Source organism: Sphingobium sp. L-44 (assembly GCF_056859495.1).
In genome coordinates this window covers 45838-60020 of record NZ_JBSXOQ010000062.1, presented here as the reverse complement: position 1 = coordinate 60020, position 14183 = coordinate 45838, and the positions used below count along the sequence as shown (strand labels likewise).

The 14183-nt window shown below is 65.0% G+C and carries 11 protein-coding genes; 8 read left to right on the top strand and 3 right to left on the bottom strand.

Translation table 11 applies throughout. The features are described from left to right. The first annotated feature begins 8 nt into the window (after nt 1–8). Nucleotides 9–1202, top strand: a complete 1194-nt coding sequence (locus AC13EK_RS06665; RefSeq protein ID WP_069338641.1) for a sulfotransferase family protein — start codon at nt 9–11, stop codon at nt 1200–1202. Next, complete coding sequence (locus AC13EK_RS06660) at nt 1199–2209, top strand: alcohol dehydrogenase catalytic domain-containing protein (RefSeq protein ID WP_069338642.1); 1011 nt, start codon at nt 1199–1201, stop codon at nt 2207–2209. Before AC13EK_RS06665 ends, AC13EK_RS06660 begins: the two co-directional genes overlap by 4 nt. On the opposite strand, the gene pncB is transcribed toward AC13EK_RS06660, so the two are convergent. The 3 genes from pncB to AC13EK_RS06645 form a co-directional block, all read right to left on the bottom strand. Beyond that, complete coding sequence (gene pncB / locus AC13EK_RS06655) at nt 2206–3510, bottom strand: nicotinate phosphoribosyltransferase (RefSeq protein WP_069338656.1); 1305 nt, start codon at nt 3508–3510, stop codon at nt 2206–2208. The genes AC13EK_RS06660 and pncB overlap by 4 nt on opposite strands. Nucleotides 3511–3594: 84 nt before the next feature. Continuing rightward, a complete protein-coding gene (locus AC13EK_RS06650) occupies nt 3595–4362 on the bottom strand; it encodes an enoyl-CoA hydratase/isomerase family protein (protein ID WP_069338643.1) in 768 nt (255 codons plus the stop codon). After that, the gene (locus AC13EK_RS06645) at nt 4359–5804 is read right to left on the bottom strand and encodes a carboxylesterase/lipase family protein (protein ID WP_069338644.1); all 1446 of its coding nucleotides are present in this window, start codon (nt 5802–5804) and stop codon (nt 4359–4361) included. Before AC13EK_RS06645 ends, AC13EK_RS06650 begins: the two co-directional genes overlap by 4 nt. 247 nt (nt 5805–6051) lie before the next feature. Between AC13EK_RS06645 and AC13EK_RS06640 the strand changes: the two genes are divergently transcribed. The 6 genes from AC13EK_RS06640 (at nt 6052) to AC13EK_RS06615 (ending at nt 14183) form a co-directional block, all read left to right on the top strand. After that, entirely contained in the window at nt 6052–8097 is a 2046-nt protein-coding gene (locus AC13EK_RS06640) for a PQQ-dependent dehydrogenase, methanol/ethanol family (RefSeq protein WP_170828774.1), read from the top strand. 202 nt (nt 8098–8299) lie between these two features. Then, nucleotides 8300–9037: a TetR/AcrR family transcriptional regulator gene (locus tag AC13EK_RS06635; protein WP_010338988.1), complete on the top strand. Its 738-nt coding sequence runs from the start codon at nt 8300–8302 to the stop codon at nt 9035–9037. A 94-nt stretch (nt 9038–9131) separates the two neighbouring features. Beyond that, a complete protein-coding gene (locus AC13EK_RS06630; protein WP_069338646.1) occupies nt 9132–9953 on the top strand; it encodes an enoyl-CoA hydratase/isomerase family protein in 822 nt (273 codons plus the stop codon). A 3-nt stretch (nt 9954–9956) separates the two neighbouring features. Continuing rightward, nucleotides 9957–10598 carry a flavin reductase family protein gene (locus AC13EK_RS06625; RefSeq protein WP_069338647.1) on the top strand — a complete coding sequence of 214 codons (642 nt, stop codon included), beginning with the start codon at nt 9957–9959 and terminating at the stop codon, nt 10596–10598. Nucleotides 10599–10739: 141 nt separating this feature from the next. Then, complete coding sequence (locus AC13EK_RS06620) at nt 10740–13139, top strand: CaiB/BaiF CoA-transferase family protein (protein ID WP_069338648.1); 2400 nt, start codon at nt 10740–10742, stop codon at nt 13137–13139. Nucleotides 13140–13175: 36 nt separating this feature from the next. Beyond that, nucleotides 13176–14183, top strand: a complete 1008-nt coding sequence (locus AC13EK_RS06615) for an LLM class flavin-dependent oxidoreductase (protein WP_069338649.1) — start codon at nt 13176–13178, stop codon at nt 14181–14183.

Here is a 14183-nt window from a genome sequence, read left to right as displayed (position 1 = left end):
GATTGCCAATGATGTCGAATGGATATGAACCGCCGCTACGCTTCGCCGCCGCGCTCGATCAACTGCACGATCTGGTGACGGCGGAAACCGGCCATGATGATTTTGGCCCTGACGATTATCTGCCGGGGCTTCGCGTGCTGCTCCAGTCGATGGATTATGATCCGCGCTTTACCGTGGCGGGGCGACGCACCGCCTGGGGCCATGTTGTGGGTGTTCTGCGCGGCCGGGCAAGTGCGATCGCGGCGATGAAGGCGCATCCGGGCTTCGATGCCCGGCCGATCCTGAGCCCTGTCGTCATCACCGGCGTGCCGCGCACCGGGACCACGGCGTTGCATCGGCTGATGGCGGTCGATCCGCGCTTCCAGGGGTTGCAAAGCTGGCTGCTCGATACGCCGCGTCCGCGTCCACCGGTCGAAAGCTGGCAGCACGATGCCGATTTCCGCCGTTCGGTCGCCTTGCTGGAGCGGCGCTATGTCGATGCGCCAGCCAAGCGGGCCGCGCATCATGTCGCGGCCGAGGAAGTGCATGAATGCTGCATGCTGCTGCGCCAGTCCTTTGTTTCCAACCTGTGGAGCTGCGGCTGGTCGGCGGCGAGCTATGACGCGTGGTGGTGCGCGCAGAGCGAGGCGGCGGGCTATGACCATTATCGCCGCTGTGTGCAGTTGATCGGCGCCAACGACCCGGACAAGCGCTGGCTGCTCAAAAATCCCGGCCATATCGAAAATCTTGACCTGCTCTTTGCCGTCTTTCCCGATGCAAAGGTGATCCAGACCCATCGCGATCCGGCCAAGGCCTTGCCTTCGCTCGTGTCGCTGCTGATGGCGGGGCATGGGGCGATGGAGGAAGGGCGGGCGGCCGAGCGCGGCGCGCTGATGCTGGCACGCGAAACAGCCAAATGGTCCCATGCCGTGCGCAAGGCGGAAAAAGTGGCGGAACGCCATCCGGGCCAATTGCTCGATATCGTCCATGGCGATTTCCATGCGCAGCCCATGGCCGTGCTGGAGCGAATCTATGCCTTTATCGGCATGGAGATGCCCGATGCGACGCGCATGGCCATGGCACAGCGGATCGCGGACAAGCCCGAGATGCAGCATGGCGTTCATCGCTATTCGATCGCTGACTATGGCATGAGTGCGCAAGAGGTGCGGTCGGCGTTCGGCGATTATGTGGCGCGCTTCGACCTGGCGGAGGCAGGGCGATGAAGGCGGCCATCTATCCGGGCGATGGCCAGCCGATCGTCATCGCCGACCTGTCCGATCCGCGACCGGCCATGGGGGAATTGCTGATCCGCGTCCACCGCTGCGGCATCTGTGGCACCGACCTTTCGATGACGAGGGGCGGCATATGGGATTATGGCCGCGGCGTGCAGATCGGCCATGAATATGCCGGCGAAGTGGTGGACGTCGGCGCGGGTGTCGATCGCTTTCGGGCTGGCGACCGGGTCGCGGTCATGCCCTCGATCGGCTGCGGCCAGTGCAGTCCCTGCCAGGAACATGGCAATCCGGTATTGTGCGGCGCAAAGCCGGGCGGCGCGATGCGGGGCTTTGCCGAATTTGCGGTGGTGCCGGCCGATGCGGCGGTGCGCCTGCCCGAAACCCTGTCTCTGGCCGATGGCGCGCTGATCGAGCCGCTGGCCGTCAGCCTGTATGGCGCGCGTTTCGCCGATATCCGTCCCGGAGACCCGGTGCTGGTGCTCGGCGGTGGCACGGTTGCGCTCTATGCCATCTATTGGGCGCGGCGATTGGGGGCGGGTCGGATCGTGGTCCTGTCGCGATCCGACCGGCGGCGTGATCTGGCGATCGCCATGGGTGCCGATGCCTTCTTTTCTTTTGGCGACGAGGAAAAGGGGCAGGTGATCGAAGCTCTGGGTAGCGCGCCCCGGATCGTGTTTGAGGCTGTCGGGGTGGACGGGATGCTGGGGCGGGCGGTGAACCATGTCGCGCCATTCGGGCGGATCGTGTCGCTGGGCTTCTGCACGGCGCCGGATGCGGTCATTCCGGCGCTGGCATCCTATAAATGCGCCAACCTGCAATTTGCCGTCGGCTATCGCATGGCGGAATTCCTGCACATCGCCGACCAGATGGACAAGGGGCATGTCGACCCCAAGGCGATCATCAGCAACGCGATCGCGCTGGATCAGCTGCCGGCAATGATGGCGACGCTGCGCGGGACCAATGAAGAGACCAAGGTGCATGTCCGTTGCGGCTAGACCTGGACGGCGACCGCCTTTCGCCCGTCGCTGCCGAAGACGCGCAGATAGCGGTCGATCTCGGCCGGATCACCGGTCGCCTTGGCGGGATTGTCCGACAGCTTGACCGCCGGGCGGCCATTGGCGTCCACCACTTTGCACACCAGTGAGATCGGATCGAGCCCGTCGGTTTCGAACGGGGCGCAGCCGCGAAAATCATTGGTGAGATTGGTACCCCAGCCAAAGCTCATGCGCACGCGGCCATGGAAATGGCGATAGGTCGCCTCGATACTGTCGACGTCCATGCCATCGGAAAAGATCAGCAGCTTGCTGCGCGGATCGCGCCCCTTTTCCTGCCACCAGCGGATGATCTGCTCACCCGCCTCGATCGGTGGCGCGCTGTCGGGGCGGAAACCGGTCCAGTCGGCCACCCATTCCGGCGCGTCCTTCAGGAAGGCGGCGGTGCCGAACGCGTCGGGCAGGGCGATGCGCAGATTGCCGCCATAATGGGCCTGCCATTGTTCCAGAACCGCATAGGGCGCGCGGGCCAGTGCTGCATCGTCCGGCGCCAGTGCCGCCTGGACCATCGGCAATTCATGCGCATTGGTGCCGATCGCCTCCAGGTCGGCATCCATCGCCAGCAGCACATTGGACGAGCCGATGAAGCGGTCGCCCAGTCCTTCCTTGAGCGCCTCGACGCACCAGCGCTGCCACAGGAAGCCGTGGCGGCGGCGCGTGCCGAAGTCGGAGATGACGAGATCGGGCAAGGCGCTCAGGCGCTCGACCTTCTCCCACAGCTTGGCCTTGGCGCGGGCATAAAGCACGTCGAGCGCGAAGCGGCCACGCCCCTTCATCGCCGCGCGCGATCGCAATTCGTTGATGATGGCGAGGGCCGGGATCTCCCACATCATCGTCTCGATCCAGCGCCCGTGGAAGCGCAGCTCATATTGGCCATCGACCTGGCGCAGTTCATATTCCGGCAGCCGGAAATCGGCGAGCCAGGCGATGAAATCCGGGCTGAACATCTGGGTGCGGCCATAGAAGCTGTTGCCCGCCAGCCAGATCAATTCCTTCTTGCCGAACCGTAAGGAGCGGGCATGATCGAGCTGGGCGCGCAGTTCGCCTTCATCGATGATGTCGGCCAGGCGCACATGGTGGGTGCGGTTGATCAGCTTGAAGGTGGTCTGGACATCGGGATGCTGCTGCCGGATCATCTGCAGCATCAGCAGCTTGTAGAAATCGGTGTCGAGCAGGCTGCGCACGATCGGGTCGAGCCGCCAATTATGGTTGTAGGTGCGGGTGGCGATATCGGTGAAGACCATGAAGAACCTGATGGACAGCAAAATTGACAGGGGCGTGCTGCACCGTTCCCCATGGAGATCATGATGGCAAGGCTGATGAAGGGATTATCGGCCGATGAAGTTCGGGGTGCGCTTGTCCCGCGCGGCGGCCAGTCCCTCGCGATGATCGGCGGTGGTCGCCAGCAGCGGCTGGACCATGAACTCGCGGTCGAGGAACTGGTCGAAGGATAGCGTGGTCGCCTCGAACAACTGCTTGCTCATCGCCTGTGCGACTGGCGGCCCCTGCGCAATGCGGGTCGCCAGTTCGATCGCCGCGTCTCGGATTGGGCGGTCTGCTTCGATCGAAAGGAGGAGGCCGAGCTGCAAGGCTTCGTCTGCGTCGAGCGTCCGGCCGCTATAGACGATTTCCTTCGCGCGCATCGGGCCGACCAGCCGGGTCAATTGCCAGATGGCGCCGGCGTCGGGCGCATAGCCGATCCGGTCGAACAGCTGGGCAAAGCTGGCATTCGGGCTGGCGAGGATCAGGTCGCAGGCGAGTGCCAGGCTCCAGCCGGCGCCGACGCAGACGCCGTCGACCGCCGCGATGACGGGCTTGGGCGTGGCCATGATGGCGCGGATCATGCGGTGGAGCGCGCGCATCCGCTTGAGGAAAGCGGCACTGTCGGCAGCGCCCATTTCATCGGTATCGGCGCCCGAGCAGAAATGACCGTCTGCGCCGGTCAGGACGACCGCTCGAACCCCATCATCCTGGGCCAGATTGTCGAACAGTGTGGCGATCTCGCCGCGCATCGCCATGGTGAAGGCATTGCGCCGGTCGGGGCGATCGAGCGTCACGATCGCCACTGCGCCGTCATGCTCCAGCCGCAGGGTCATGGCGTGGGCGTCCAGCCGAAGGACTGGCCACTTTCCCGCTGCCATTTGTCGAACCAGGGGGCGAGTTGGCGAGCGCGGAAGTCCGGGGTGGCGGCGATATGCTGGCCGATGACCAGCGGGTTGGTGCGACCGTCCTGGCTGGCGGGCCATGGCGGCAGGCCGGGACCGTTTGGATCGCCGCTCCGCACATAGTTCAGCATCCAGCCCGACATGGTCCTGGCGAGCGCCTGGCTTTCCGCATCGGCCGATGGGGACTCGCCGAGCCAGAACAGGCGGTCGGCGCAATGGTCTGCGCCCGGTTTCGAACTGCGCTGGTCGGGCGGCACGAAATCGAACTGATAGGCACGTGTCGGCAGGCCGGCGCGGGCCGCCAACTGGGTCATGCCGAGCGCCGCCGAGGTGAACAGGAAATCGGTCTGCACCTGGCGCAGCAATTCAGCCTCCTCGGTCAGGCCGTAGCTGGCGGACACGGCCGACAGATCGATGCCGAAGCGCCGTGCCATTTCCGGCCGGCCAAAGCCCATCAGGCCAAAGACGCTGGCTTCGTTGCTGGTCGATCCGCTGATCAACGGGACATGCGCGATCTGGCCCCTTGCGAACAGGGTGGAAAGGGGAGCGGGGAGCCAGCTGCCATCGACGGTTGCGCCAAAGTCCGGCGCGCCGCTGTCGCCGGCCAGCACCTGTGCGACGCTGAGCCTGCGCAGGGCAGCGAGCGATGGCGCGCCATCGCCGGTCACGCCGGCGCGCTGGGCAAAGGCCAGTCCCTGATCCTGCGCCTGGGGCAGGGGGCGGTTGGCGTTGAACAGGCCGCCGGCCGAATGGGCGCTGGCGCGGGCGAACAGGCCCCTGGCCATCGGCGTCGCCATCAGCGCATTGATGCTGGAGCCGCCCGCCGAACAGCCGATGATAGTCACATTGTCGGGATCGCCGCCGAAGCGGGCGATGTTCTGCCTGACCCAGTGCAGCGCCGCGACCTGATCCATCAGCCAGAAATTGGCGGTCGCCTTGGGCGCTTCGGCGGTCAGGGCGGGATGGGCGAAGAAGCCGAGCCGCCCGATGCGGTAATTGGGGGCGACAAGGACGACACCCTGCTTGACCAGCGGCGGTATGCCGTTGCGGAACGGTTCCCGACCCGAGCCGACGAAATAGGCGCCGCCATGGACGACGAACAGCACCGGCAATTTGCGGGCGCCAAGGTCAGGCGAGGCGACGTTGAGGGTCAGGCAATTTTCATCCTGGGGGAAGGCGGCGTCCTCTTTGCGCCGTGGCTGGGGGCAATCGGCCGCAAAGCCTGTAGCGTCACGCTCGGTCTTCCAGGCGCGGACCGGTTGCGGTGCGCGCCAGCGATTGGCGCCGACCGGGGGCGCGGCATAGGGGATGCCGCCAAAGAAGCGGACATCGTCGCGCACTACGCCGCGGATCGGGCCGGAGGTGGTGGACAATCGGGGCGGTGCCGAAGAAGGGGCGGCATTTCCAAGGCTTGCCCATAAAGCGACGGCCGCGGCCGCGCAGGCGACAGGACGCTGCACCATCTCCATCATCCCCTCATCAATTTTGCTCTATGGTGCATAATAATGTTGGAGAGGATTATCGCTGTCAAGCGCGCAGGCGCGTTGACAGGGTCATGAATCTGCACCAAGGTGCAATATAAAGAGGCGCGAACAGGGGCGCACGGAGAAGGATGAGAACATGAAGGGAAGAGTGTCGACGGCCGTGGCGATCCTGGCCCTGACAAGCGGGCTGGTCGCCTGCGGCGCGGACAGCGCAGCGCCGGGCGGTCCGACCGCCAACTGGTCCAGCTTTGGCGGCGACGACAAGGAGCAGCATTATAGCGCGCTCGACCAGATCAGCGCCGACAATGTCGGCAAGCTTGGCCTCGCCTGGTCCTATGACATCGATACCTATGACAGCTATACCCAGCCGTTGGCGATAGATGGCGTCCTCTATTTTGCGGTGGGCCTGTCGGTCGTCCATGCGCTCGACGCCAAGACCGGCAAGCTGTTGTGGCAATATGATCCCGACGTGGCGAGCCAGCCCGAGGCGAAATGGCGGATGCGCGCCGGCTGGGGCACGCGCGGCATCGCTTATAAGGATGGGCTGATCTATACCGCGACGCGCGAAGGCCGGTTGATCGCGGTCGATGCCAAGACCGGCAAGCCGCGCTGGTCGGTCCAGACGCTCGACGAGGCGGAAAACGGCTATATCACCGGCCCGCCATGGGTGGCCGGCGACAAGATCGTGGTCGGCTTTGGCGGCGCGGATTACAGCCCGACCCGCGGCTATGTGACCGCCTATGATGCCAAGACCGGCAAGAAGGCGTGGCGCTGGTTCGTGGTGCCGGGCGATCCGGCCAAGGGCTTCGAGAACAAGGCGATGGAGGCGGCGGCCAAGACCTGGACCGGCGAATGGTGGAAGTTCGGCGGGGGCGGCACGGTGTGGCACGCCATGGCCTATGACGCCAAATATGACCGCATCTACCTTGGCACCGGCAATGGCTGGCCGTGGAACCAGAAGATCCGTTCGCCCGGCGGCGGCGACAATCTTTATCTCGCCTCGATCGTGGCGATCGACGTGAAGACCGGCGAATATGCCTGGCACTATCAGGTGAACCCGGAAAACAGCCACGATTTCAACGATGCGATGGATATCGAGCTGGCCGATATCGAGATTGGCGGCAAGATGCGGTCGGTGCTGATGCACGCGCCCAAGAATGGCTTCTTCTACGCGCTGGACCGCGAGACCGGGAAGTTCATTTCGGCCGGCGAGTTCGCCAAGCAGAATTGGGCCAAGCGGATCGACCCGGTCACCGGCCGGCCCGAGATCAATCCCGAGGCGCAATATCCGAACGGCAAGCCGTTCATGATGTATCCCTTCCCCAATGGCGCGCATGGCGTCCAGGCGATGGCGTTCAGTCCCAAGACGAACCTCAGCTATATTCCGGTGATGGAGGGCGGCCGCGTGTTCGTCGATCCGGACAATGTGAAGGACTGGACCTACAAGCCGGGAATGATGGTCAATACCGGTCTGGGCGCGCCGCCGGCCAATCTGGTGCCGCCCGCTGCGGTGAGCAAGCTGGTCGCCTTCGACGTCGCCAACAACAAGGTCGCCTGGTCGGTGCCGCAACCCGGCGTGTTCAATGGCGGTATCATGGCGACGGGCGGTGGCCTGTTGTTCCAGGGCACCAATGACGGCAATTTCAACGCCTATTCGGCGACCGACGGGCGCAAGCTCTGGTCCTTCCCGGCGCAGAACGGCATATTGTCCGCGCCGATCAGCTATACGGTCGGCGGCAAGCAATATGTGTCGGTGATCACCGGTTTCCGCAGCAGCTTCCCCAACGTCCCCAACTGGGATTATCGCCAGCAGCAGCGCCGGGTTCTGACCTTTGCGATCGGCGGCACCAAGGCACTGCCCAAGTTCGAGCCGGTGGACGAGCCGATCCAGGATGATCCGGCCTTCACCGTCGACGCCGCCAAGGCCAAGGTCGGCGGCGGCATTTACAATAGCAGCTGCATCATCTGTCATGGTGCGGGCATGATGGCGGGCGGCGCGGCGCCCGACCTGCGCAAGTCGGCGGTGCCGCTGGACGCGGAGACGTTCAAGTCGGTGGTGCATGACGGGGCGCTGATGGCGCGCGGCATGGGCGCCTTCGAGCAGTTGAGCGACGCCGATCTGGAAGGGCTGCGCCACTATATCCGCCAGCGCGCGCGGGAAACCGCGCCCAAGGCGAACTGACCTCCCATGGCATCCGTCCCCTTGTGGCGGATGCTGCTTCGCCCCGCTTCCTTTCATCGGGAGGCGGGGCTCCTTGTCTGCACCGAGCGGGGGCTTGCACAAAGTCTAGCTGTGCGGCATCAAATTTGCACGTTCATGCAATTGCGTTATGATCGTCGGTTACGTGCCCCCGCCGGGTGCGCCTCGGGGAGGATGAGCGAATTTGACGACGGACAAGGACATGGCTGACCTCAAGGAAAATGGCGATCGGCCGCAGACCTATTCCAGTCCGGCGATCATCGAACGCCGTCGCCGGATATTGGAGGAAACGCGCAAGGTGATCGCCGAACAGGGGATCGCGGCGCTGAGCATGAACGAGATCGGCCAGCGCGCGGGCGTCGCCAAGCGCACGCTCTACAACGCTTTCCAGACCCGCGAGCGCATGATCGCCACCGCGATCCAGGAATATTTCGACGAATATGTCAGCCGCATCGTCTATTCGAGCCCGCCCGGCACGATGCAGCATAATCTTGAACGCATGATTTCGGTCGTCCAGCGCAACCGGAAGATCCGTAATTATATCAAGGCGATCATGGCGCTCTATTTCAGTTCGGATGTCGACCGCGACATCTGGACCGCTATGCACTCGCCCGCCATCCATCATAACAAGCAGTGGATAGAGGCGCTCGACGCCACGAAGCAACTTCAGCCCTGGGTGCAGGTCGACAAGCTGGTCGATGATCTGGTGCGCTTCGAATATGCGACCATCAACGACTGGGCGCAGGGCCGCATACCCGATGACGAGGTGATCGTCCGGCTGGTCAGCAGCTATCTGTCCTGCCTGCTCGGTTCGTTGAAGGGCGCGGCGCGCAAGGAAGTCGAAGCGCTGATCAAGGATATTGCCGAGCGCGGGATGGACGCGCTGCCGATGTCGCCCAAGACCAAGACGAAAGCGGCTTGAATCTGCACCATGATGCAAATTTTCTTGCATCATGGTGTGCGCCTCGTCTAGGCATGCCCCAGGCCCGACATGGGCATCAGCATGGGAGAGTGAGATGAGCGCGCCGAGCGAAGACCCCGAACTTTTGTTCGAGCTGCGCGCGGATGGCGTGGCCGTCATCACCCTCAACCGGCCGCGCGCGAAGAACACCGTCTCCTTCACCATGTGGGAGCAGTTTTCCGCCGCGCTCGACCGGCTGGAAAATGCGACGCCGGCGCGGATGCTGCTGCTCTGCGGGGCAGAAGGCTATTTCAGCAATGGCGGCGACGTGAAGCTGCCGCCGGCGCGGGGCGAGGGGGCGTTGCGTCTGGCGGCGCGGCTGGAGATGGGGCAGCGGATCATCCGCCGGCTGCGCGCGCTGCCGATCCCGACCGTGGCGGCGGTGGAGGGTGGCGCCTATGGCGTGTCCTGGAGCCTGGCGATGGCCTGCGACATGATCTTCGCTGCCGAGGATGCGCGGTTCGGTGCGCCGTTCCTGGATTTCGGGCTGGTGCCCGATGGCGGCGCGGCCTGGTTCCTGACCCGGCAACTGGGGCGGGCACGCGCGGCCGAGATCATTTTTTCGGGGCGGACGCTGGAGGCGGCCGAGGCATTGAGCCTGGGGCTGGTCAGCCGACTGGTCCCGCCGGGCGAGGCGGTCGCGCAGGCGCTGGCGCTGGGCGCGACGATCGGCGGCGGCAATGCCCATGCGGTCGAACTGACCAAGCGGCTGCTGGATCAGGCGGAAAGCGGCGACCTGTCGGCCAATCATGCGCTGGAACTGGTCTATTGCCATACCTGCCAGGCGGGGGAGGAAGTGCCCCGCGCCCGCGAGGCGTTCAAGGCGCGCGCAGCGGCAAAGGCTGCCGCGAAGGTCGCAACTGGGGCAAAGGAATAAGGCATGCAGTTCGACATGCGCAGCCTGCCGATGGCGACCCGCTACAAGATCGTCAATTCGACCATCACCCCGCGCCCGATCGCCTGGATCACCACCCGGTCCGAAGCGGGCGTGGTCAATGCCGCGCCCTACAGCTTCTTCAACTGCGTCGGCACGGAGCCGCCGCTGGTGGCGCTGGGCCTGCTCAAGGAGCCGGTATCGCGCGGCCTGAAGAACACGGCTGCCAACATCATCGCCACCGGCGAGTTCGTCGTGAACTTGGTGTGCGAGGATGATGCCGAGAAGATGAACCATTGCAGCGTCGATGCGCCGGCTGATGTCAGCGAGATCGACTATGCCGGGATCGAGACCGCGCCATCGGTGCTGGTCGCACCGCCGCTGATAGCCAGCAGCCCGGTCAGTTTCGAGTGTCGCAAGGTCGCGGCGATGGACATCGGCACGATGCAGACGGTGATCATCGGCGAGATATTGATGGCGCATATCCGCGACGAGTTCATCACCGATCGTGAGCGGGTCTATTTCGACACGCCGGCGATGAAATTGATCGGCCGCACCCATGGCAGCGGCTGGTATGTGCGCAATGGCGACAGTTTTCAGATGGACCGGCCGCGTTATGATCCGGCGCGGCTGACGGGCAAGGAATGAATTTGAACCTATAGTGCAATATTACTTGCGCTGCCGGGAAAAAGCGTGTCTGTTTCAAGGGAAAGGTCGGAGGCGCGATTCCGCGCACTACCGGCCAGATCCGAACAAGAGGCGGCGCAGACCGCCAAACAGGAGTGCGTGATGCCCGGCCCTCTGGACCATCTTGTCGTTATCGAGCTGTCGACCGAAATGCCGGTCGCGATCGCGGGCATGTTGCTCGCCGACCATGGCGCCGACGTGCTGAAGGTCGAGCCCAGGGGCGGCGCCTATTTCGCCCATGAACTGACCCGCAAGAGCTGGGACCGGTCCAAGCGCAGCGTCGAATTGAACATCGCCGATGCGGATGATCGGGCGGCGCTGCGCGGGCTGCTGAGCGGGGCGGACATTTTCATCCATGCGATGGAAGAAGGGGAGGCGAAGGCGCTTGGCCTGGACGGTGAGAGCCTGGCGCGCGACTATCCGGAGCTGATCGTGTCGGCGCTGACCGCCTATGGCGCGGACACGCCCTTTGCCGACCGGCCGCGCGGCGAGGGGCTGGCGGCGGCGCTGCTGGGCACGATGATCGACAAGTCCAGTCCGTTCCGCGAGGGGCCGGTCTATCTCGGCCATCCCGCGCTTCATTATGGTCAGGCGTTTCTGGGCGTGATCGGCGCGCTGACGGCGATCCGGGCGCGGCGGTCGAGCGGCAAGGGGCAGAAGGTGGAATCCTCGCTGCTCGACGCGATGCTGGCCCAGTCGCCGATGAACAACTGGTGGCAGGAAGAGGGGATTTCCTACATCAAGGCAGGGGATTCCGGCGCGGTCGACCGGTTTGGCCGGACCCGGCTGGTGACCGGCATGTTCGAATGCGGCGACGGCCTGTTCCTGCAGATCCATACCGGCGGCCAGGGCGGCTTCAAGGCGGCGATGGACCAGCTGGGCTTTGGCGACCGGGTGTCGGTGGTCAAGGGCGCGGCGGAAATGTCGGTGCCATTGAGCGACGACGAATATCATATCGCCCGCGTCGAGATTTTCGATGCGTTCAAGGCGCGGCCGCGCGCCGAATGGATCGCGCTGTTCCAGGCGGCCGATGTGGCGGCGCTGCCGGTGCTGGAGCCGGCCGAAGTGCTGCTGGACGAGCAGGTGGAATTTGTCGGCCAGCGGATCGCGCTGCCGGACGCGGAATTCGGCACCATCTATCAGGCGGCGCCTGCCGTGCGGTTCGATCGCACGCCCTGTGCCGCGCCGCGCCCGGCACCGGCGATCGGCGCCGACAATGATGCACTGGCCGATCTGATCGCGCGCAAGCGGGGCGAACTGGCGGCGGCGGGCAAGCCGCTCGACCGGCCGCTCGAAGGCATCAAGGTGGTGGACTTCTCCTCTTTCTTCGCGGTGGGCTTTGGCGGGCGGCTGCTGTCGGACCTGGGCGCCGACGTCATCAAGGTGGAGACGCCCGATGGCGACCAGATGCGGCCGTTGCCCGACTGTTTCGATGCGGCACAGCGCGGCAAGCGCGACATCGTGCTGAACCTGAAACAGCCCGAGGCGCTGGAAGCGGCGCTGAAGCTGGTGGCGCAGGCCGATGTCGTCACCCATAATCTGCGCCCCGGCAAGGCCGACAAGCTGGGCATCGGCTATGAGGCGCTGTCGAAGATCAATCCGCGCCTGCTCTATGTCTATCTGCCCGGCTATGGCTCCAAGGGGCCAAAGTCGCTGCTCAAGAGCTTCGCGCCTTTGGTGTCGGGCTGGACCGGCCTGCTTTATGAAGGCGGCGGCGCGGGCAATCCGCCGACCCGGTCGGTGTTCGGCAATGAGGATTATAATAACGGTTTTCTGGGCGCGGCGGGCATATTGATGGGGCTGGAGCGGCGCGCGATCAGCGGCGTCGGCGACTATATGGAGATACCCCAGCTCCATTCGAGCCTGTGGACCACGTCCGAGCATTTCCTGGATGCCGACAAGCAGGTCGTCTACGGCTTCCGCCTCGACAAGGATCAGGCGGGCTATAATGCGCTCGACCGGCTTTACCGCACCAGCGACGGCTGGATCTGCATAGCCTGCCGGCAGGACGGGCGCTTCGCGGCGCTGGCGCACGCGGTCGGTCAGGCCGGGCTGGTCGACGATCCGCGCTTTGCCTCGCCAAAGGAACGGTCGCTGCATGACGCGGCGCTGCTGGCGGCGCTGGAGCCCTGGTTTGCCGACAAGACGAGCGCGGAGGCCTTCGCCCTGCTCGATGCGGCGGGTGTGCCGTGCGAGATACCCGCGGCGAAGAGCTGGGTGCGCGAGGCGCTGTGGCAGGACTGGGCGGTGACCAGCAACCGGGTGATCGAGAATTTCGATTCCATGTATGGCCATGTGCGCCAGTTCGGCAGCTTCATCCATCTGAGCGATACGCCGGGATATGCGCGCAAGTCCGCGCCGCGGCTGGGCGAGCATACGCGGCAGATATTGGCCGAGATCGGCTATGCGCCGGACGCGATCGACGCGCTGATCGACAGCGGCAAGGCGATGCAGGCGGCGGACGTGACCGGCCGTATCCAGTCGCGCGTCTCGGCCGCCTGAACCAACAGCCAATAATCGGGAAGAGGAACCCAGAGGGTGCAGTTGAACCTTCGTTACGACATGAACCGGCCGGATTTCGGCGCGCCGCATCCCGTGCTCTACCGCACTGCGATCGAGCAGGCGCAATGGGCCGACAAGCTGGGCTTCACCCAGGTGTTCCTGGCCGAGCATCATGGCGCGGAGGGCGGCTATTGCCCGTCCTCCATGGTGCAGGCGGCGTCGATCCTGGGGGCGACGGAGAATATCGTCGCGCATCTATCGGCACTGGTCGTCACCATGCATGACCCGCTGCGGCTGGCCGAGGATCTGGCGGTGCTGGACAATATCGCGCCCGGCCGGGTGTGGCTGACCGCCGGCATGGGCTATCGCCCGCATGAGTTCGAGATGTTCGGCAAGGACATCAGCAAGCGGCTGGCGATCATGAACGAGGCGATGGCCACGCTGAAGCAGGCCTGGACCGGCGAGCCGTTCGAGTTCCGCGAGCGTACCGTGCGGGTGACGCCGGCGCCGGCGACGCCGGGTGGCCCCAAAATCTACATGGGCGGGTCGACCGACAAGTCGGCGATCCGCGCAGCCAAGGGCGGCTATCAATATTTCCCCGGCCATCCCGACCTGTTCACCCTCTACAAGGAGGAGCGGGAAAAGGCCGGCTTCCCGCCGCCCGAGGAGCTGCGCCAGCCGGCGGCGAGCTTCCTCTATGTCTCCGACGATCCGGACCGCGACTGGCCGCTGGTGGCGCCGCATGTCGCCTATGCGACCAACGCCTATGCCGAATGGGCCAAGGAACGCGGCACCGGCCAGACACGCTACCAGCCTGCCGAAACGATCGAGGGGCTGAAGGCGATGCCGAACATCAAGGTGCTGACGCCCGACGAATGTTTCGAATATCTGAAAGGGCTGGGCCGGGGCACCGCCGTCACCTTCCACGCGCTGCTGGGTGGGCTGGACCCCGAAGTGTCGTGGCGCAGCCTGCGCCTGTTCGAGAAGGAAGTGCTGCCGCGCCTGCGCGCCGAGCCGGGCCTGCTGGAAAATCCGGGAGAATGA

Bases quoted from the DNA above. Each gene is read 5' to 3' on its own strand.
- AC13EK_RS06665 (WP_069338641.1), top strand. From the start codon at position 9: ATGATGTCGAATGGATATGAACCGCCGCTACGCTTCGCCGCCGCGCTC.
- AC13EK_RS06660 (WP_069338642.1), top strand. From the start codon at position 1,199: ATGAAGGCGGCCATCTATCCGGGCGATGGCCAGCCGATCGTCATCGCC.
- pncB (WP_069338656.1), bottom strand. From the start codon at position 3,510: ATGGTCTTCACCGATATCGCCACCCGCACCTACAACCATAATTGGCGG.
- AC13EK_RS06650 (WP_069338643.1), bottom strand. From the start codon at position 4,362: ATGACCCTGCGGCTGGAGCATGACGGCGCAGTGGCGATCGTGACGCTC.
- AC13EK_RS06640 (WP_170828774.1), top strand. From the start codon at position 6,052: ATGAAGGGAAGAGTGTCGACGGCCGTGGCGATCCTGGCCCTGACAAGC.
- AC13EK_RS06630 (WP_069338646.1), top strand. From the start codon at position 9,132: ATGAGCGCGCCGAGCGAAGACCCCGAACTTTTGTTCGAGCTGCGCGCG.
- AC13EK_RS06625 (WP_069338647.1), top strand. From the start codon at position 9,957: ATGCAGTTCGACATGCGCAGCCTGCCGATGGCGACCCGCTACAAGATC.
- AC13EK_RS06620 (WP_069338648.1), top strand. From the start codon at position 10,740: ATGCCCGGCCCTCTGGACCATCTTGTCGTTATCGAGCTGTCGACCGAA.